The sequence below is a fragment of the Rhodanobacter sp. FW102-FHT14D06 genome (genome assembly GCF_043950705.1).
In the GTDB taxonomy this organism is placed as follows: domain Bacteria; phylum Pseudomonadota; class Gammaproteobacteria; order Xanthomonadales; family Rhodanobacteraceae; genus Rhodanobacter.
This window is the reverse complement of the sequence record NZ_CP170722.1, coordinates 3,002,855-3,021,445: the sequence shown is the minus strand read 5'-3', so window position 1 is coordinate 3,021,445 and position 18,591 is coordinate 3,002,855. Positions and strand designations below refer to the sequence as shown.

Below are 18,591 nucleotides of genomic sequence, written 5' to 3'. Positions count from 1 at the left end.
TCCGCAACTCATGCTGCCACCGAGATATCGAAGAAGATCGTGTAGCCCTGCGCTGATCACTCTCACACCCTGGCTGTATACCCGGTGTGCGCCATTGGGGTGCTGCCGCAGACAAGCGTGCCAAGGCCGACCTTCGGGCTCATACTGAGAAACCAAGGATGCTTGGCACATACTAGTGTCCGCCTGGCCCGAGTTTGCCAGACAGGGGATGCCTCCTGACCAGCCACGCAGCCATCGAGGCCGGCAACGCATGATCACAACGGAAGCCCATACACGCACGGAGCTGATCGACCGGCAATTGGCCCTGTCCGGCTGGAACGTCAAGGACCCCACCCAGGTTGCCGAAGAGTTCGACATTCTGGTGGGCCTGCCCGAGGGCGTGGCCGAGCCACGCACACCCTACGAAGGCCACCAATTCAGCGACTACGTGTTGCTGGGCAAGGATGGCAGGCCGCTGGCCGTGATCGAAGCCAAGAAGGCCAGCCGCGATGCCGCGCTGGGGCGCGAGCAGGCCAAGCAATACTGCGAGAACATCCAGCGCCATCGTAGTGGTGAGTTGCCGTTCTGCTTCTATACCAACGGCCGCGATCTCTGGTTCTGGGATCTCGGTCATGCGCCACCACGCAAGATCGTTGGCTATCCCACGCGCGACGATCTGGAGCGCCTCGCCTACATCCGTCGCAACCGCAAACCGTTGACCGGCGAGTTCATCAACACCTCGATCGCCGGGCGCGACTACCAGATCCGCGCGATCCGCGCGGTGCTCGAAGGCATCGAAGCCAGCAAGCGCGCGTTTCTGCTGGTGATGGCCACCGGCACCGGCAAGACCCGCACCTGCATTGCCCTGATCGACGCCCTGATGCGCGCTGGTCACGTCGAGAAGGTGTTGTTCCTGGTTGATCGCATCGCCCTGCGTGAGCAAGCACTGGCTGCCTTCAAGGAGCACCTGCCCAACGAGCCGCGCTGGCCAAACGTGGGCGAGAAGCTGATCGCCACGGATCGACGCATCTACGTGGCCACCTACCCCACCATGCTCAACCTCGTCCGCGACCAAACGCAGTCGCTGTCACCGCACTTCTTCGATTTCATCGTGGTCGACGAGAGTCACCGCTCCATCTACAACACCTACGGCGAAGTGCTGGACTACTTCAAAACGCTTACCCTGGGCCTCACCGCCACGCCCACCGGCCTGGTCGACCACAACACCTTCGCGCTATTTGACTGCGAAGACGGCCTGCCCAGTTTCGCCTACACTTTCGAAGAAGCGATCAATCACGCTCCGCCCTACCTCAGCACGTTCCGGGTCATGAAAATCCAGACCCGCTTCCAGATGGAAGGCATCTCCAAGCGCACCATCTCGCTGGAAGACCAGAAAAAGCTGATCCTCGAAGGCAAGCAAGTCGAGGAAATCAATTTCGACGGCACCCAGCTGGAAAAGCAGGTCATCAACGCCGGCACCAACGCGCTGATCGTGCGCGAATTCATGGAAGAGTCCATCAAGGACGCCAATGGCGTACTGCCCGGCAAGACCATCTTCTTTTGCACCACCAAGGCGCACGCCCGTCGTATCGAGGAAACCTTCGACAAGCTCTACCCGCACCACCACGGCGAACTGGCCAAAGTGCTGGTTTCCGACGACTCACGCGTGTACGGCAAGGGTGGCCTACTCGACCAGTTTGCCAACCACGATATGCCCCGGGTTGCGATCAGCGTGGACATGCTCGACACCGGCATCGACGTGCGCGAAATCGTCAACCTGGTGTTCGCCAAGCCGGTGTATTCCTACACCAAGTTCTGGCAGATGATCGGCCGCGGCACGCGCCTGCTGGAACCGGCCAAGATCAAGCCATGGTGCGTGGAAAAGGATCATTTCCTGATCCTCGATTGCTGGGACAACTTCGAGTACTTCAAACTTGAGCCCAAGGGCAAGGAGCCCGCGCCACAACTGCCGCTGCCGGTGAAGCTGGCGGGGCTGCGCATCGACAAGATCGAACAGGCCACGGCCCGTGGCCGCGCCGACACCGCCACGCGCGAGATCACCAAGTTTCGTCGACAGATCGCCGCCTTGCCTGCCACTTCGGTCGTCATCAAGGAAGCCGCCGCCGCACTGGCCCGGCTGGGTGAGGAGAATTTCTGGATCACGCTGGACAAGGCCCGGCTCGACTTTCTCCGTCACGAAATCAAACCGCTGTTCCGCACTGTATCCAACGCGGATTTCAAGGCCATGCGCTTCGAGCGCGACCTGGTCGAGTACGCGCTGACCAAATTGTTCGACGACAAGGAACACAAGCTGCAAGCCGCTGCCATCCGCGATGCCATCGTCGAACAAATCGCCGAACTGCCGCTCGCCGTGCCCTTCGTCAAGCAGCAGGAAGCCTTGATCCGTAGCGCGCAGCGACCCGACTACTGGGCCAATGCCGGTGAAGACCAGCTCGACGAACTGATCGAGAAGCTTGCGCCACTGATGAAATTTCGCGATGGCGGCGGCGAAACCGCCAAACCGGTGCACCTCAACCTGCAGGACGCACTGCACCGCAAGGAATGGGTGGAGTTCGGCCCGCAGCACGAATCGGTTGGCATCGCCCGCTACCGCGAGATGGTCGAGGCGCTGATCGCCGAACTCACGGCCACCAACCCCGTGCTGCAAAAGCTCAAGCACGGCGAGCCGGTCAGCGAGGCCGAAGCCGCCGAACTGGCCGACTACCTGCACCAGAAACACCCGCACATCACCGAAGACCTGCTGCGTCAGGTCTACCGGAACCGCAAGGCGCGCTTCATCCAGTTCATCCGTCACATCCTCGGACTGGAGCCGCTCAAAAGCTTCCCCGAAGAAGTCGGCGCCGCTTTCGATCAGTTCATCCGCGCCCACAGCACACTGAACAGCCGCCAGTTGGAGTTTCTCACCCTGCTGCGCAACGTACTCATCGAGCGCGAAGAAGTGGAGAAGCAAGACCTGATCGCCGCACCCTTCACCGTCATCCACCCGCAAGGCATCCGCGGCGTGTTCAGCGCAGCGGAGATCCACGACATCCTGCACCTGACCACGCAACTGGCCGCCTGAGGCCGCACAGGGAGAACACACGCATGGAACCAACCGCCATCCAGATGCTCAAGCAGCGTTTCGACACGCTGAGCCAGCGCACGTCCGAGGAAGGCGTGGAGTTCTGGTTCGCCCGTGAACTGATGGAACCGCTGGGCTACGCCCGCTGGGAGAACTTCCAGAGCGCCATCGCCCGCGCCATCATTTCTTGTGAAACAACTGGTTACAACCCTGACGATCATTTTCGCGGCGCCACGAAATTGATCGATACCGGCAAGGGTGCGAAGCGCCCGGTCGACGACTTCATGCTCACCCGCTACGCCTGCTACCTCATCGCGCAGAACGGCGATCCGCGCAAGGAGCCCATTGCCTTTGCGCAAAGCTACTTTGCCATACAGACGCGCAAGCAGGAGCTGATCGAGGAACGCATGCGCCTGCAGGCCCGGCTGGATGCGCGCGAGCGCCTGCGCGAGTCGGAAAAATCTCTGTCGCAGAACATCTACGAACGTGGCGTGGACGATGCCGGGTTCGGCCGCATCCGTTCCAAGGGCGATGCCGCCCTGTTCGGTGGCCATACCACGCAAGCCATGAAAGACCGCTACGGCATCACCCAGACCCGTCCGCTGGCCGACTTCCTGCCCACGCTCACCATCGCCGCCAAGAACCTCGCCACCGAGATGACCAACCACAACGTGGACCAGGACAACCTGCACGGCGAGCCGGCCATCACCCGCGAGCATGTGCAGAACAACCAAAGCGTGCGGGCCATGCTCGGTCAGCGCGGCATTCAGCCCGAGCGCCTGCCACCCGAAGAAGACATCAAGAAGCTGGAGCGCCGCGTCAAGACCGAGGAAAAGAAACTGGTCAAGGCCAGCGGCAAGCTACCCGCCCCCAAGCACGAAGACTGAAAAGAAGCACGCCATGCTGCAGAACAACACCGAACTCAAAAACACCATCAAACAGCTCTGGAACAAGTTCTGGGCCGGCGGTATCTCCAACCCGCTCACTGCCATCGAGCAGATCACCTACCTGCTGTTCATGAAGCGCATGGACGAGCTGGACGCCAAGCGCGCCGCCGACGCCGAGTGGCTGGGCAAACCCTATGCCTCGCGCTTCGACGGCCAATGGATACCGCCCGAATACCGCAGCCACGACAAGCCCGAGCAATTCGCCGTGGATCGCCGCAGCCTGCGCTGGAGCGACTGGGAGCACATGCAGGCCGAAGAGATGCTCGCCCACGTGCAGACCCGCGTGTTCCCGTTCCTGAAAGACCTGAACGGCGCCGAGAGCCGCTTCACCCATCACATGAAGAACGCAGTGTTCATCATCCCCAAGCCCAGCCTGCTGGTGGAGGCGGTGAAGACCATCGACGAAATCTTCGCGGTGATGGAGAAAGACTCGCGGGACAACGGCCAGGCCTTCCAGGACATCCAGGGCGACGTCTACGAAATGCTGCTGGCCGAAATCGCCACCGCCGGCAAGAACGGCCAGTTCCGCACCCCGCGCCACATCATCAAATTGATGGCCGAACTGGTGCAGCCGCAGCTGGGCCACCGCATCGCCGACCCCGCCTGCGGTACCGGTGGCTTTCTGCTGGGCGCCTACCAGTACATCGTCACCCAGCTGGCGCTTCGCGCCGGCACCAAAGGCCTGACGCCCGACGAAGACGGCTTCATCCGCACCTCGGTCGCCGCCACCCTCACCGAGCAGGCGCAAACCATCCTGCAGCAAAGCCTGTACGGCTATGACATCGACGCCACCATGGTGCGCCTGGGTTTGATGAACCTGATGATGCACGGCATCGACGAGCCCAACATCGACTACACCGACACTTTAAGCAAAAGCTACAACGAGGAAGCCGCCTACGACCTGGTGCTGGCCAACCCGCCGTTCACCGGCAGCATCGACAAGGGCGACATCAACGAGGCCCTGCACTTAAAGACCACCAAGACCGAACTCCTATTCGTCGAAAACATCTATCGCCTGCTGAAGAAAGGCGGCAGCGCCTGCGTGATCGTCCCGCAAGGCGTGCTGTTCGGCTCCGCCGGGGCGTTCAAGGAGCTGCGCCAGTTGCTGGTAGATCGCTGCGACCTCAAAGCCGTCATCACCTTGCCCAGCGGCGTGTTCAAGCCCTACGCCGGCGTCGCCACCGCCATTTTGCTGTTCACCAAAGTCTGGGGCCGCGACGACAAGGTCAGCAAGCCGGCCACCGAACACATATGGTTCTACGACATGCAGGCCGACGGGTACTCACTGGACGACAAGCGCGCCAAGCAGGACGGCTATGGCGATCTGCAGGATATCGTGGCCCGCTACCACGCGCGCAACGCGAAGCAGGACAACGACCGCGCCAGCCGCTGCTTCATGGTGCCGTACAAGGACATCAAGGACGAAGGTTTCGACCTCTCACTCTCGCGCTACCGGCAAGAAGTGTTCGAGGCCGTAGCCTATGAAAACCCCGGCGTGATCCTGGATCGACTGATCCATGCCGAGGTGGGAGAACTGGACGATGCGGAGCTGGGCAAGCTGCAGGGCGGCATCGTGGGGGAATTGCTGGCACTGAAAGAGATGGTGGGATGAAAAGCCACCTCCCCGTCGTCGCGCTTGGCAACCATATCCATCAAATCAGCGAACGAAACCGCAAGGATGCTGCTATCGAAGTGTTTTCGGTTACCAATTCCGAAGGCTTCAAGCTGTCAACCGACTATTTCAGTAAAGAAGTTTTCAGCAAGGACGTCTCGAACTACAAAGTGGTCATGCCTGGTCAATTCGCCTACAACCCTTCCCGCATCAACGTCGGTTCGATCGACTATCTTTGCCAAGCAAACCCAGTCCTCGTCAGCCCCCTGTACATCGTCTTCACCTGCGAGGACAGTCTGCATCCCGAATTTCTTCTGCGGTACCTCAAGAGCGACTTGGGCAACGCGCAGATTCGTGCAAACACTGAGGGCGCAGTCCGCGACTCCCTGAAGTACAAAGGCCTTAAGAACATCAAGCTGCCACTCCCGCCACGCAATGACCAGATCCGCATTGCCCACCTACTGGGAAAGGTGGAGGGGCTGATCGCCCAGCGCAAGCAGCACCTGCTGCAGCTCGACGAGCTGCTCAAGAGCGTGTTCCTGGAGATGTTCGGGCCCATGAGCCCAGGCTCTGATAAGTGGCCGCTAGTTGAGATCCGCGAGCTTGCAGCCAAGCATAAGGGCGCGATACGAACAGGGCCTTTTGGTTCCAATTTGCTGCACAGCGAATTCACTCCAGAAGGCGACGTCGCAGTGTTAGGCATAGACAACGCTGTTCAGAATCATTTTGCCTGGAGCGAACGCCGATTCATCACTCACGACAAGTACCAGTCGCTACAGAACTACCGGATTTACCCCGGCGACGTAATTATCACCATCATGGGAACTATCGGCCGTTCTGCGGTAATACCTGACGACATTCCCGTTGCCATAAATACCAAGCACCTCGCTGCAATCACGTTGAACCGAGAAGTCGCCAACCCACTGTTCTTGTCCTATTCCATCCACTCCAGCCCATTTGTTCTGAATCAGTTGGCCAGCAGGAATCGTGGGGCGATCATGAGTGGACTTAACTTGGGCATCATCAAAGAAACCAAGATCAAGCACCCTCCCATTGGCCTGCAAAATCGCTTTGCCGAGGTGCACGCGCACGTCGATCAGCTCAAATCCCACTACCGCCAATCCCTCACCGACCTCGAAACCCTCTACGCCGCCTTGAGCCAGTCGGCCTTCAAGGGCGAGCTAGATCTCTCGCGCATCCCGCTGCCGGCGGCGACGCTGAAACCTGCCACCATGGAAGGCACCGCCGACGCCGCCGTCGATCTTGACGTGCCCGTCACGTCCCTGCCCGACCTTGGCCTGAGCGCCGACGCGCTGGCCGATGAAGCCGACCGGCTCACCCTGCTCACCGCCTGGCTGGAAGCCTGGCAAGCACGGCTGCATGGCCACACCTTCGTGCTACCCGACTTTCTGGAAGCCGCGCAAACTCGCCTGACCGAACTTTACCCCGAAGACGATCTGGAACTGAGCATGGCTGCTTACGATCAGATCAAAGAGTGGGTGTTTGGCGCGCTGAATGACGGCACGCTGGTTCAGGGCTACGACAAGGAGTCCAAGCGCGTCACGCTGCGGACCGCCCACGCATGAAGCTGTTGCGGCTCAAGATCACCGACCCGGAGGGCTTCCGCAGCCTGCCGCCCGGCTTCGAGCATGACTTCCGCACCGAATGGAGCCGCCAGAACGAGCTTGAGTCCGGCACCGACTTTGTGCCCTTCGTCTGCGCCGGACGCAACGGCAGCGGCAAGTCCAACCTACTGGAGGTGCTGGCGGCGATCTTCTACCAGCTCGACGTGCAGCGCGTGCGTCGCAATTTTCTGCCCGCTGTGCTGGTTGAGGCTGATGATCTTGGCGCACCACAGGGCTTCGAACTGGACTACCTGATCTACCCCACCCGCGACGCCAGCGATTACGCACAGGTGCGCGTGGTGAAGGAACCCGGCGGCTCGCCGCGCATGTATTGGATCAACGCCGCCAGCTTCGGTGAGCTGGCCGAAGGCACCGGCAGCGACGGCGAATGTGGCGAGCAACAGCGCGAGATGCTGCTGCCCGATTTCGTGCTGGGCTATTCCTCAGGTGAAAACGAGGTGCTCAGCCTGCCGTTCTTCAAAATGCGCTTCGTGGCCTTCGACGAATACTGGACAGCGCTGCGCGAACGCCAAGCCTACGCCGGCCACCCGGATGCGCGGCTGGCCTATCTGGACAGCGAATTCAGCCAGGCCATTCTGCTGTGCAACCTGCTGTTTGCCGAGGGTGACGCCCCACCGGCCTTTGCTGCCGGCATCGGCGTCGAGACACTCACCCGCTTCCGCATCATCCTGCGCCGCAGCCTGCCACTGGTCGAAGCGCAGGCGGAACGGTTCATGACAGCGATCACCGGCACCAGCAACGAACGACCACTGGTCACCTTCAATGCTGATAGCAACGGCTACCGGCTGGACGTGCTGCGCCTGCTGCAAAAGCCCGACTCCGACGAAACGAAGCCCTCCTCGCTGGCGGTAGACGCACTGCGCCGCTGCGCCACGCTGGAATACGTGGACGAGACCAGCGACAGCCTGGTGCTGGACTTCCGAGTGGATGCGCACACACGCGAGGCATTTAAGGCCAACTTCGACGACGCGCGCGCCTTGTTCCAAGCCTTGCAGGTACTGCTGACGCTGAACCTGTACCCCGTCAGCGACAGCCTGAAAGCTGATTTGTATCGCTCCAGCAGCGACTACGTGCGCGAAACCGTGCCCACCCTGGCCTCGGACGAACGCGTGATGCGCTTCAAGCATGTGAGTTTTCGCAAGCAGGGCGTGGCCAAACCGCTCAGCCTCAAGAGTCTGTCCGACGGCGAGCACCAGCTGCTGCACAGCCTGGGCCTGTGCACGCTGTTTGCCGGCAGCCGCTGCCTGTTCCTGCTGGACGAACCGGAAACCCATTTCAATCCGGACTGGCGCGCCAGCTTCATCAGCCGGCTGGCAGCTTGCCTGGGCGCTGGCGGCAAGCACGCGGAAATGCTGCTGACCACCCACTCGCCCTTCCCGATCTCCGACAGCACTCCGGACAAAGTGCTGCTGTTTGAACGCAACGAGACCGACGGCACACTGCGCGTGCACCACCCGGACTACAACACGCTGGGCGCCTCGATCAACAAGATCACCATGCTCAGCTTCGGCAAGCGCGACACCATCGGCGGTCACGCCAAGGCCCTGCTGGACGACGTGCGTCAGCGTTTTGCTGCCGACCCCAGCCAACTCGAGGCGCTGATCGGCGAGCTGGATCGCACCCTGGGCGACTCGGTAGAAAAAGTGCTGCTGGTCAACACCCTACTTGCCGGCAGCGAGCGCCACGGCGCGGAGCCGGCCTGATGCTGTTTCCCTACGTCTACGTGAAGCACTCAATGGAGAAGATGCAGGGCTTCATCGACTTCATCTTTTTTGCCGTCTGGTGCAAGGCAAGGACTCGGGGAGCCTACGGTCTGCATTTGTTCGCCACCAACGCCAAGCTGTACGCCGTCATGAAGGCGTTCCACTACTCCGACACCCAGGGCGCGGACTTCTTCAACACCCACGTTGAGTCGATCTACAAGATTTTCCGGACGCTGCCTGCAAGCCATATCCGAAAGTTGCGCCGCTGGTATAGCGGCAACAACGACCTGGAAAAGGTTTGTGCGAACGACTCGAGCGTTCCGCTGATCCGCTATGAGGAAATCAAGACCGTCAACCCTGAACTCGCCAAGCAGTTCGCCACGTTCTTCAAAGGGCTTTACGAGAAGCTCGACCTTGCTGCCATCAGGAAGCAGATCGGCGACATCGACGCGCACTATCAGGCGTTCGTACGGGCCAACAACACCGGCAAGTGCCCGTTCTGCGGACTCAGCGACCTGCTGGGCGAGTATCACAGCAAGCGCGAGGCCTACGACCACTACCTGCCCAAGGCGCTCTACCCATTCAACAGCATCAACTTCCACAACCTGGTGCCTGCCTGCCATCACTGCAACAGCAGTTACAAGGGCAGCACAAACCCTGCCTATACCCCCAAGGATCCGTGCGACCAGCAGGCCCGCCGCAAGCTGTTCTACCCCTTCGCGCCCCAGCCTTGGCGTGTACAAGTTCAAGTCGGACTGAAGTCCGGCGCCATCGAAGGTCTGCAGCCTGGCGACATCGCGTTGGATTTCGGCCCTGCCGAGTTGACCGAGCAGATCGAAACGTGGAAAGACGTGTACGGCATCGAAGAGCGCTACCGCGCCAAATTATGCGCAGCCGATGCCAAGGCGTGGCTGGTGGCCATGGAAGACGAGTGGCGCTGGTACGACGAATCTGGGGGTGCGGAGGGCAAGCTACCGGAAGCCTACCTGCGCGACCTTGCACGGCACGCCGCCCACTCACCGTACGCTGACACCAACTTTCTGAAACACGCGTTCCTGCAAGCCTGCGCAGCTGCCGAAATATCTCAACCAGCAGCCGGATTACCTATGCGTACCGCTCGCTGAGCTTGTCATTTGCAGTCTTGCGTGACTCGTTATCATCGAAAGCCTCGCCCACGAAGGGAACGAAACGATGCGTGCACGCCCAATGATCCGCTGGACGGCGGCACTGTTGCTGCTCCTGCTGTGCTCCCTGACTGCCGCGGCGGCGACGCCGAAAGGCGACTGGCTGCTGCTGCCCGAGCGCGTGTGGACGGCCGAGGGCGATGCCGCGCACACGGGCTGGGCGGTGCTGGTGCACGACGGCACGATCGCCGCGGTGGGTTCGCGTGCAGGCATCGACGTGCCGGCCGGCACGCAGCGGGTCGAGCTGCCCGGCGCCACGCTCACCCCCGGCCTGATCGACCTGCACTCGCACCTGTTCCTGCATCCGTACAACGAGACGCTGTGGAACGACCAGGTGCTGACCGAGCCGCAGGATTACCGCACGCTGCTGGCGGCGAAGCATGCGCGCGACACCTTGCTTGCCGGCTTCACCACGCTGCGCGACCTGGGCACCGAAGGTGCCGGCTACGCCGACGTGTCGGTCAAGCGCGCCATCGACGAAGGCCTGATCCCCGGCCCGCGCCTGTTCGTGGCCACCCGCGCGATCGTCGCCACCGCCAGTTACGGCCCCGGCCCGCGCGGCTTCCGTCCGGACCTCGAACTGCCCGGCGGCGCGCAGGAAGTCAGCGGCGTCGATGCCGCGATGGCCGCGGTGCGCGAACAGGCCGCGCGCGGTGCCGACTGGATCAAGATCTACGGCGACTACCGGGTCGGCCCGGACGGCGCTACCGCGCCCACCTTCACCGCCGCCGAACTGAAGGCGCTGGTCGACACCGCGCACCAGATCGGTCGCCCGGTGGCCGTGCACGCCGCCAGCGACGCCGGCGTGCGCATGGCGGTGGAGGCCGGCGTGGACAGCGTGGAACACGGCTACGGCGCCAGCGAGGCCACTTTCAGGCTGATGAAGCAGCACGGCATCGCCTACGAGCCCACGCTCACCGCGGTCGAGTCCACCGCGGAATATTTCCAGCATTACGTGCCCGGCAAGAGCGAACCGACCGAGCGCATGCGCGAAGCCGACCACGCCTTCCGCACCGCGCTGAAACTGGGCGTCACGATCGGCAACGGCAGCGACGTCGGCGTGTTCGCGCACGGCGAGAACTGGCGCGAGCCGGCAGCGATGGTGGCCGGCGGCATGACGCCCGCGCAGGCATTGCACGCGGCCACCGACGTGGCGGCAAGAATCCTGCGCCAGTCGCAGCGCTTCGGCCGCATCGCACCCGGCCTGGCGGCCGACCTCGCCGCGTTCAGCGGCGATCCGAGCGCGCAGATCGACGCACTCCAGCATCCGGTCTTCGTGATGAAGGCCGGCCTCCCCTATCTCACTCCCGACCACACCCCATGAGCGAAAACTTCCTGATCCGCCCGATCGCACCGGGCGACAACGCGGCGATGGCCGCGATCATCCGCGCGGTGATGCCCGAGTTCGGCGCCGACGGCCCCGGCTTCGCGATCCACGACGCCGAAGTCGACACGATGTACGAGTCCTACGCACAACCGCGCAGCAGCTATTTCGTGCTCGAGCGCGACGGCACGGTGATCGGCGGTGGCGGCGTCGCGCCCTTGCAAAACGCGGAGCCGGACGTGTGCGAGTTGCGCAAGATGTATTTCCTGCCCGCCGTGCGCGGCATCGGTGCCGGCACGGCGATGATGCAACGCTGCCTCGACGCGGCCCGCGCGCACGGCTTCCGACGCTGCTACCTGGAGACGCTGACCGGCATGGACGCGGCGCAGGCGCTGTACAAGCGCAGCGGCTTCACCGCGCTGTGCGCGCCGATGGGCGGCACCGGGCATTTCAGCTGCGACCGCTTCTTCATCCGCGAGCTGTGAGCCCATGACACCCATTCGCACTGCCCGCGACGAAGACGCCGCCGCCATCCACGCGATCTACGCACCATCGGTCAGCGACGGCGTGGCCACCTTCGAAACCGGACTGCCCGGCGTGGACGCCATGCGCGAACGCCTGCGCGCGCGCCTCGACCACTACCCGTGGCTGGTGTGGGAAGAAGCCGGCGAGGTGCTGGCCTACGCCTACGCCGGCCGCTTCCGCGAACGCACCGCCTATGACTGGATCGCCGAAACCTCGATCTACGTGCGCGCCGACGCACAGCGCCGCGGCATCGCGCGCCAGCTGTATGGCGTGCTGCTGGACGTGATGCGGCTGCAGGGCATCACCCAGGCCGTCGGCGTGATCACCCTGCCCGGGGTGGCCAGCGTGGCGATGCACGAGGCGATGGGCTTCACGTCGACCGGCGTGTGGCGACAGTGCGGTTACAAGCTCGGCCGGTGGTGGGACGTGGGCGTATGGCAGAAGGAGCTGCAGGCGGCGGCGAATCCGCCCGCGCCCGTCACCCCTTTCCCGCAGTTGCCACAGGCCACGCTGCAAGAGTTGCTGGAAGACCACCCGAACGCGTAGAGCGGGCACTGCCCGCCTTGCGCTCCCGCATATCTGCACCGGTTTGCCTGAAAAAAAAGCGTGCCCGCGGATGCGGGCACGCCTTCACGGTCAAGCCGGCTTACTGGTTGAGCAGCAGGTCGACGATCACGCCGGTAGCGATCGCCACCAGCAGGAAGTCGCCGTTGTCGCTGCGCACCCAGTGGTAGCCACGCGGCGGTTCCCGCAGGCGGGCGTCGCGCCAGTCGTACACCACGTAGCGGGTGCTGCGGTATTCCACCGGCAGGTAGCCGCCGCGCTTGTACCAGCCCTCGTGGCGACCGCGGTCGTGCCAGTTCTTGTAGCGGCCATGGCCGCGACCGTGGCCACGCCCCTGGTCGTTGTCGCGATCGTAGCGCACGTAACGGTCGCCATCATGGTCGTAGCTGCGGTCACGGTCGTTCTGCCCGTGGCGATCGCGGTCGTGGCCCCGACCGTGTTCCTGCGCCAATACGGGGCTGCCGGCCAGCATCAGCATCGTGCCGCATGCAACAGACAGAGCAAGCAACTTTTTCATGATGGATCTCCACTTGGTGGGCCAGGAACCGCGTGCATCGTACCGACAACCGCCTGACGATGCTGTGCGGTCAGACGACACGCTGGTGCCGACACCCCCAACCGGGCATGAATCGGCCAGCCGGGCGTGTTTTGCGTTCAGCCTGCAGCATACGCGGCGGCTCGGCTACCATTGGCGGCTTTCCGCATCCGTTTCGGGGGATCACCCATGCAGCTCGATCAGGTCAAGGCCATCATCACCGGCGGCGCCTCCGGTCTCGGCCACGCGGTGGCGCAGCATTTCGTCGACCACGGCGGCCGCGTCGCACTGTTCGACGTCAACGACGAGAAGGGCCAGGCCGCCGCGAGGGAACTGGGCGACGCCGCCCGCTTCTTCCGCACCGACGTCACCTCCGAAGAGGGCGTGGCCACCAACGTGGCCGCTGCACATCACGCGCTGGGCGGACTCAACGTGGTCATCAACTGCGCCGGCATCCTCGGCGCGGGCCGCGTGCTGGGCAAGGAAGGCCCGATGCCGTTGGCCAACTTCTCCGGCACCGTGATGGTGAACCTGGTCGGCAGCTTCAACGTGGCCAAGGCCGGCGCGGCGCTGATGCAGAACAACCAAGCCGGCGAGGACGGCGAGCGCGGCGTGATCATCAACACCGCCAGCGTCGCCGCCTACGAAGGCCAGATCGGCCAGGCCGCCTATTCGGCATCGAAGGGCGGCGTGGTCGGCATGACCCTGCCGATGGCGCGCGAGCTGGCGCGCTTCGGCATCCGCGTGGCCACCATCGCGCCGGGCATCTTCTGGACCCCGATGGTCGACGGCATGCCCGAGGCCGTGCAGCAATCGCTGTCCGCCTCGATCCCCTTCCCCTCGCGGCTGGGACGGCCGGACGAATACGCCAGCACCGTCGCTTTCATCCTGGGCAATCGCTACATCAACGGCGAGACGATCCGGCTGGACGGCGCGGTGCGGCTGCAGCCCAAATAAGCGAGGAGTGAGTGGAGAGGAGTGAGGAGTGAGAGAAAGCTCGCCTCATGCCGCTTCACCGCACGCCTTTGCCTTCTCTCGTTTCTCACTACTCTGAACTCACTCCTGACCCATGAAAGCTTCCGACGTAAAGAAAGGCAACGTGGTCGAGCACGACGGCACCGTCTACCAGGTGCGCGACATCGAGCGCAGCGCGCCCACCGCGCGGGGCGGCAACGTCACCTTCCGCTTCACCATGTATTCGATTCCCGGTGCGCGCAAGTACGACCTCAGCCTGCGCGCCGACGACGACCTGAAGGAAATGGACCTGGTTCGCCGCGCGGCGAATTTCTCCTACATGGACGGCGACGCGTTCGTGTTCATGGACGCGGAGGATTACACCCAGTACCTGCTTTCGCCGGAACTGGTCGGCGACAACGCCGGCTACATCGTCGAGGATCTGGAAGGCTATTACGTGCAGTTGATCGACGACGCCCCGGTCGGCCTGCAGGTGCCGACCAGCGTGGTGCTGACCGTGGTCGATACCGCGCCGGAAATGAAAGGCTCCAGCGCCACCAAGCGCAACAAGCCTGCCAAGCTCAACACCGGCATCGAAGTGCAGGTGCCCGAGTACATCAGCGTCGACGAAAAGGTGTGGGTTAACACGCTCACCGGCGAGTTCGCCGGCCGCGCGTAGGGCGGACACCCCTCGCGATCCGCCACGGCGCGCAGCAACAGCGCCGTGCACCGGCGGCACGGAAAACAGGGCGCGTGGCATCTGCCGCGCGCCTTTTTGCCATACTCGTTGCCCGCCCCCGCTTCCTGCCCCATGTCATCCAGCAGCTACTCCCTGCGCGCGCACGCCATCGAAAGCCTGACCCAGGTCAAGCGGCCGAACGTGCCGTGGCGGGTGGTCGTGCGCAACACCGCTGCCGTGGTGCTGCCGCTGGCTGCCGGCATGGCGACGGGCCACCAGACGATCGGCCTGGCGGTGGCCAGCGGCGCGTTGAATGCGATGTTCTCCGACCAGCCCGGGCCGTATCGCCAGCGCCTGCGGCAGTTGCTGCTGAACGCGCTGGCCGCGGGCCTGGCCTCGCTGGCGGGTTTCCTGCTCGGCGACCAGTTGCTGCCACTGCTGGCGATTACGGCGGCGCTCGGTTTCTTCGGCGGCCTGCTGGTGGTGTTCGGCCCGGACACGGCGCGCGCCGGCATGACCAGCATGATCCTGCTGGTGATCACCGCCGCCACCCCGCAGCCGCTGCCCGGCGCACTGGGCGGCGCGGCGCTGATCTTCGCCGGCGGCCTGCTGCTGGCCGCGTTCTCGCTGGCGGCGTGGCCGCTGCAGCGCTACTGGCCCGAGCGCCATGCGCTGGTCGAGGTGTACCGCGGGCTGGCCACGCTGGCGCGCGAAACCCGCCACGACGCCACCGACGTGCCGGCGCTGACCGAGGCGATGACCACCCTTCAGCAGACCCTGCTGGGGCGCCACCGCGCCCACGGGCGCGCGATGGAAGCCTTCGGCGTGTTGCTGGAACTGGCCGAGCGAATCCGCCTGGAACTCACCGCCATCGCCGAGCTGCATGCCGGCCCTGCCTTGCAGGCCGGCTTCCGGGATGGCGCGGCCGAGGTGCTCGCGGCGATTGCCGACGCGCTGGAGCACGGCGATTCGCCCGCACGCGCCGACACGCTGCTGCAGGCCCTGCGCGCGCGGCACGACGAGGGCGACGGGTTGGCGCCGCATCGGGATGCGCTGATCGGTCAGCTTGCGGCAGCCGTGCGCAACGCCGACTGGGCCGGCAGCCGCGGCGAGCTGCGCGCCAGCGCAGCGGAAACGCGCCTGCCGGCGACCCTGCGCAGCACGGCGATCCGGGCCACCCTGCGCGCCAGCCTCACGCCGCGCTCGGTGGCGTTCCGCCACGCCGTACGCATGGCAGTGTGCCTCACCGCAACGCTGGCGCTGTCGCGCTGGCTGGATCTCCCGCACGGCTACTGGGTGCCGATGACGGCGGCGATCGTGCTGCGCGCGGATTTCGCCGCCACCTTCAACTTCGGCCTGTTGCGCGTGCTCGGCACCGTGCTCGGTCTGGTGCTTACCACGATGTTGCTGTCGATCACGCCCGACCAGCCATGGGCGCATCTCGCCCTGATGGCCGTGCTGTGCATGGCGTTCCGCTACCTGGCCGGCGCGCATTACGGCATCGCGGTGGCCGCACTGACCGGCACCGTGGTGATCCTGCTTTCGTTCGAGGGCGTGGCACCCGATGCCGCGGTGCTCGACCGCGTGATCGACACCGCGCTGGGCTGCGGCATTGCGCTGTTCGCCTACGTGGCGTGGCCGACCTGGGAGCGCAGTCGCGCGCGCGAGGCCCTGGCCAGCATGCTCGACGCCTATGCTGATTACCTGGGCCACCTGGCCGGATGCGGCGGCGTGGTGCGCGGCGAAATTCGCTCCGCCGCACGCACGGCCCGGATCAATGCGCAGGCGTCGATCGAGCGCATGCGCAGTGAGCCGGCGACGCCTCCTGCGTTGCTGGCGCTGGCACGCCAGCTGCTAGCCAACGGCAACCGGCTGGCGCGCACCGCGATGACGCTGGAAGCGATGCTGGGCGACCTCGCCAGGTTGCCGCCGTCGACCGGGCTGGCCGACTTTATCGGGGAATGCATCCGCGCACTGCATGCCATCTCCGGCGCGTTGCGCCAGCAGGCACCGCTCACCGGGCTGCCCGACCTGCGTGCCGCGCAACGCGCGCTGGTTCGCCGCACTGCGGGCGCGGACGCTGCCAGTGTCGACCTGCTGGGCCGCATCAGCGATCGCCTGGTAGACAACATCGATACGCTTGCCCACGTCATCAACCGCCACCGGCCCGAGCCGGCCCTGCCCGACCGGTAGAAGCGCACCCTGCGCGCGCTGGATCCTCCCGTGGCGAAAGAGCTCGCGCACAAGGTGCGCTCCCGCAAAAACCCGTGAGGCGACGGCGGCGCCCGGAGGTTTTACACTGCACGGATGCTCAAGATCGACACCCACGCGCACATCCTGCCCCGCGACTGGCCGAACCTGGCAGCCAAGTACGGCGACGACCGCTTCCCGGTGATGACCCATACCGACGGCCGCCACCGCATCTACAAGGACAGCAGGTTTTTCCGCGAAGTGTGGGATTCGGCGTTCGATCCGCAGACGCGCATCGACGACTACGCGCGCTTCGGCGTCGACGTGCAGGTGATTTCCACCGTGCCGGTGCTGTTCTCCTACTGGGCACCGGGATACCAGGCGCTGGAACTGCATCGCCACTTGAACGACCACATGGCCGGCATCTGCCGCGACTACCCGCGCCACTACGCGGGCATCGGCACGGTGCCGCTGCAGGCGCCGGAGCTGGCGGTGCGCGAACTCGAGCGCTGCATCGACGAGCTGGGCCTGCAAGGCGTGCAGATCGGCTCGCACTGCGGCGACTGGAACCTGGATGCGCCTGAGCTGTTCCCGTTCTTCGAGGCGGCCGCCGATCTCGGCGCGGCGATCCTGGTGCATCCATGGGACATGATGGGCATGGCCAGCATGCCCAAGTACTGGATGCCGTGGCTGGTCGGCATGCCCGCGGAGCAGTCCCGCGCCGCCTGCTGCCTCGCCTTCGGCGGCGTGCTGGAGCGGCTGCCGAAGCTGCGCGTGATGCTGGCCCACGGCGGCGGCAGTTTTCCGTACACCATCGGCCGCATCGAGCACGGTTTTCGCATGCGCCCGGATCTGGTGGCCACCGACAACCCGCGCAACCCGCGCGAATACCTCAAGCGCTTCTATTTCGACTCCTGCGTGCACGACGACGATGCCCTGCGTTACCTGCTGGATGTGACCGGCGTCGAACAGGTCATGCTCGGCACCGACTATCCTTTCCCGCTGGGCGAACAGGTGCCGGGCAGCGGCATCGAGGCGCTCGGCCTGGACGAGGCCGGGCGCGAGCGACTGTTCCATGGCACCGCGCTGGAGTGGCTGGGCCTGCCCAGGCATCGTTTCGCCCCCGACCCTTCTCGACCGGAGTCCGCATGAACCTGCTTCGCACGACCACACTGGCGCTCGTCGCCACCCTGCTGCTGGCCGGCACGGCGCACGCCGCGGAAGTCAGCATGGCCGGCGGCAACATCACCTTCGACACGCCCGCCAACTGGCTCCCGATCATGCAGACCGAAGGCGACCCCGAGGCGCAGGTGTTCCAGGTGCCCGACCCCTCGCCCACCGGCAAGAGCAGCCTGGCCCGCGTCACCGTCACCGTGACCCGGGTGCCGGACATCAGCAGCTTCCACCAGTTCATGGCCCAGGCCACGGCCAAGGCGCTGGCCCTGCCCGGCTACCAGCAGGACAAGGTGCCGCCGGTACCGAACAGCAACCTCTACACCGCGCAGGAAAACGGCACCGCCTTCAGCTACACCGAGCACTACTGGTTCAAGCACGGTTACGCGATCCAGCTGCGCTGCGTGCGCCCGACCCGCACCCAGGCCGGCAGCGCATGGCAGGCCGATTTCGACAAGGGCTGCGATGCGCTGGCCGTCCAACTGAAATAGATC

Annotated in this window: 15 protein-coding genes; 14 read left to right on the top strand and 1 reads right to left on the bottom strand. The window is 64.5% G+C overall.

The window, feature by feature from the left end; translation table 11 throughout:
- The first annotated feature begins 250 nt into the window (after positions 1–250).
- From ACFCQI_RS13550 to ACFCQI_RS13510, 9 genes are all read left to right on the top strand, one after another.
- A complete protein-coding gene (locus tag ACFCQI_RS13550) occupies positions 251–3,061 on the top strand; it encodes a DEAD/DEAH box helicase family protein (protein WP_395117493.1) in 2,811 nt (936 codons plus the stop codon).
- 23 nt (positions 3,062–3,084) lie between these two features.
- Entirely contained in the window at positions 3,085–3,948 is an 864-nt protein-coding gene (gene dinD, locus ACFCQI_RS13545) for a DNA damage-inducible protein D (protein WP_395117491.1), read from the top strand.
- 13 nt (positions 3,949–3,961) lie between these two features.
- The gene (locus ACFCQI_RS13540) at positions 3,962–5,620 is read left to right on the top strand and encodes an N-6 DNA methylase (RefSeq protein WP_395117489.1); all 1,659 of its coding nucleotides are present in this window, start codon (positions 3,962–3,964) and stop codon (positions 5,618–5,620) included.
- Positions 5,617–7,206: a restriction endonuclease subunit S gene (locus tag ACFCQI_RS13535; RefSeq protein WP_395117487.1), complete on the top strand. Its 1,590-nt coding sequence runs from the start codon at positions 5,617–5,619 to the stop codon at positions 7,204–7,206. Before ACFCQI_RS13540 ends, ACFCQI_RS13535 begins: the two co-directional genes overlap by 4 nt.
- Positions 7,203–8,969, top strand: coding sequence for a restriction system-associated AAA family ATPase (locus ACFCQI_RS13530; protein ID WP_395117485.1), 1,767 nt, complete (start codon positions 7,203–7,205; stop codon positions 8,967–8,969). Before ACFCQI_RS13535 ends, ACFCQI_RS13530 begins: the two co-directional genes overlap by 4 nt.
- Positions 8,969–10,093 (top strand): HNH endonuclease, encoded by a 1,125-nt coding sequence (locus tag ACFCQI_RS13525; protein WP_395117483.1) that lies wholly within the window; start codon positions 8,969–8,971, stop codon positions 10,091–10,093. The genes ACFCQI_RS13530 and ACFCQI_RS13525 overlap by 1 nt, the downstream gene beginning before the upstream one ends.
- 67 nt (positions 10,094–10,160) lie before the next feature.
- Positions 10,161–11,477 (top strand): amidohydrolase family protein, encoded by a 1,317-nt coding sequence (locus ACFCQI_RS13520; RefSeq protein WP_395117481.1) that lies wholly within the window; start codon positions 10,161–10,163, stop codon positions 11,475–11,477.
- The gene (locus ACFCQI_RS13515) at positions 11,474–11,962 is read left to right on the top strand and encodes a GNAT family N-acetyltransferase (protein WP_395117479.1); all 489 of its coding nucleotides are present in this window, start codon (positions 11,474–11,476) and stop codon (positions 11,960–11,962) included. Before ACFCQI_RS13520 ends, ACFCQI_RS13515 begins: the two co-directional genes overlap by 4 nt.
- A 4-nt stretch (positions 11,963–11,966) precedes the next feature.
- Positions 11,967–12,548 carry a GNAT family N-acetyltransferase gene (locus ACFCQI_RS13510; RefSeq protein ID WP_395117477.1) on the top strand — a complete coding sequence of 194 codons (582 nt, stop codon included), beginning with the start codon at positions 11,967–11,969 and terminating at the stop codon, positions 12,546–12,548.
- Positions 12,549–12,648: 100 nt separating this feature from the next.
- Here ACFCQI_RS13510 and ACFCQI_RS13505 read toward each other — a convergent pair whose 3' ends face one another.
- Complete coding sequence (locus ACFCQI_RS13505) at positions 12,649–13,083, bottom strand: RcnB family protein (RefSeq protein WP_395117475.1); 435 nt, start codon at positions 13,081–13,083, stop codon at positions 12,649–12,651.
- A gap of 207 nt (positions 13,084–13,290) precedes the next feature.
- On the opposite strand from ACFCQI_RS13505, the gene ACFCQI_RS13500 reads away from it, so the two are divergent.
- From ACFCQI_RS13500 to ACFCQI_RS13480, 5 genes are all read left to right on the top strand, one after another.
- A complete protein-coding gene (locus tag ACFCQI_RS13500) occupies positions 13,291–14,058 on the top strand; it encodes an SDR family NAD(P)-dependent oxidoreductase (RefSeq protein WP_395117473.1) in 768 nt (255 codons plus the stop codon).
- Positions 14,059–14,170: 112 nt separating this feature from the next.
- Complete coding sequence (gene yeiP, locus ACFCQI_RS13495) at positions 14,171–14,734, top strand: elongation factor P-like protein YeiP (RefSeq protein ID WP_395117471.1); 564 nt, start codon at positions 14,171–14,173, stop codon at positions 14,732–14,734.
- Between the two features lie 132 nt (positions 14,735–14,866).
- Entirely contained in the window at positions 14,867–16,927 is a 2,061-nt protein-coding gene (locus ACFCQI_RS13490) for an FUSC family protein (RefSeq protein ID WP_395117469.1), read from the top strand.
- A 114-nt stretch (positions 16,928–17,041) separates the two neighbouring features.
- Positions 17,042–18,076: an amidohydrolase family protein gene (locus ACFCQI_RS13485; RefSeq protein ID WP_395117467.1), complete on the top strand. Its 1,035-nt coding sequence runs from the start codon at positions 17,042–17,044 to the stop codon at positions 18,074–18,076.
- Complete coding sequence (locus tag ACFCQI_RS13480; RefSeq protein WP_395117465.1) at positions 18,073–18,588, top strand: hypothetical protein; 516 nt, start codon at positions 18,073–18,075, stop codon at positions 18,586–18,588. The genes ACFCQI_RS13485 and ACFCQI_RS13480 overlap by 4 nt, the downstream gene beginning before the upstream one ends.
- The last annotated feature ends 3 nt before the right edge of the window (positions 18,589–18,591 follow it).

What these genes read in the sequence shown, in the direction of transcription:
- ACFCQI_RS13480 (WP_395117465.1), top strand. Translation starts at nt 18,073, where the DNA reads ATGAACCTGCTTCGCACGACCACACTGGCGCTCGTCGCCACCCTGCTG.
- ACFCQI_RS13510 (WP_395117477.1), top strand. Translation starts at nt 11,967, where the DNA reads ATGACACCCATTCGCACTGCCCGCGACGAAGACGCCGCCGCCATCCAC.
- ACFCQI_RS13485 (WP_395117467.1), top strand. Translation starts at nt 17,042, where the DNA reads ATGCTCAAGATCGACACCCACGCGCACATCCTGCCCCGCGACTGGCCG.
- ACFCQI_RS13500 (WP_395117473.1), top strand. Translation starts at nt 13,291, where the DNA reads ATGCAGCTCGATCAGGTCAAGGCCATCATCACCGGCGGCGCCTCCGGT.
- ACFCQI_RS13550 (WP_395117493.1), top strand. Translation starts at nt 251, where the DNA reads ATGATCACAACGGAAGCCCATACACGCACGGAGCTGATCGACCGGCAA.
- yeiP (WP_395117471.1), top strand. Translation starts at nt 14,171, where the DNA reads ATGAAAGCTTCCGACGTAAAGAAAGGCAACGTGGTCGAGCACGACGGC.
- ACFCQI_RS13515 (WP_395117479.1), top strand. Translation starts at nt 11,474, where the DNA reads ATGAGCGAAAACTTCCTGATCCGCCCGATCGCACCGGGCGACAACGCG.
- ACFCQI_RS13540 (WP_395117489.1), top strand. Translation starts at nt 3,962, where the DNA reads ATGCTGCAGAACAACACCGAACTCAAAAACACCATCAAACAGCTCTGG.
- ACFCQI_RS13535 (WP_395117487.1), top strand. Translation starts at nt 5,617, where the DNA reads ATGAAAAGCCACCTCCCCGTCGTCGCGCTTGGCAACCATATCCATCAA.
- ACFCQI_RS13530 (WP_395117485.1), top strand. Translation starts at nt 7,203, where the DNA reads ATGAAGCTGTTGCGGCTCAAGATCACCGACCCGGAGGGCTTCCGCAGC.
- ACFCQI_RS13490 (WP_395117469.1), top strand. Translation starts at nt 14,867, where the DNA reads ATGTCATCCAGCAGCTACTCCCTGCGCGCGCACGCCATCGAAAGCCTG.
- ACFCQI_RS13525 (WP_395117483.1), top strand. Translation starts at nt 8,969, where the DNA reads ATGCTGTTTCCCTACGTCTACGTGAAGCACTCAATGGAGAAGATGCAG.
- ACFCQI_RS13520 (WP_395117481.1), top strand. Translation starts at nt 10,161, where the DNA reads ATGCGTGCACGCCCAATGATCCGCTGGACGGCGGCACTGTTGCTGCTC.
- ACFCQI_RS13505 (WP_395117475.1), bottom strand. Translation starts at nt 13,083, where the DNA reads ATGAAAAAGTTGCTTGCTCTGTCTGTTGCATGCGGCACGATGCTGATG.
- dinD (WP_395117491.1), top strand. Translation starts at nt 3,085, where the DNA reads ATGGAACCAACCGCCATCCAGATGCTCAAGCAGCGTTTCGACACGCTG.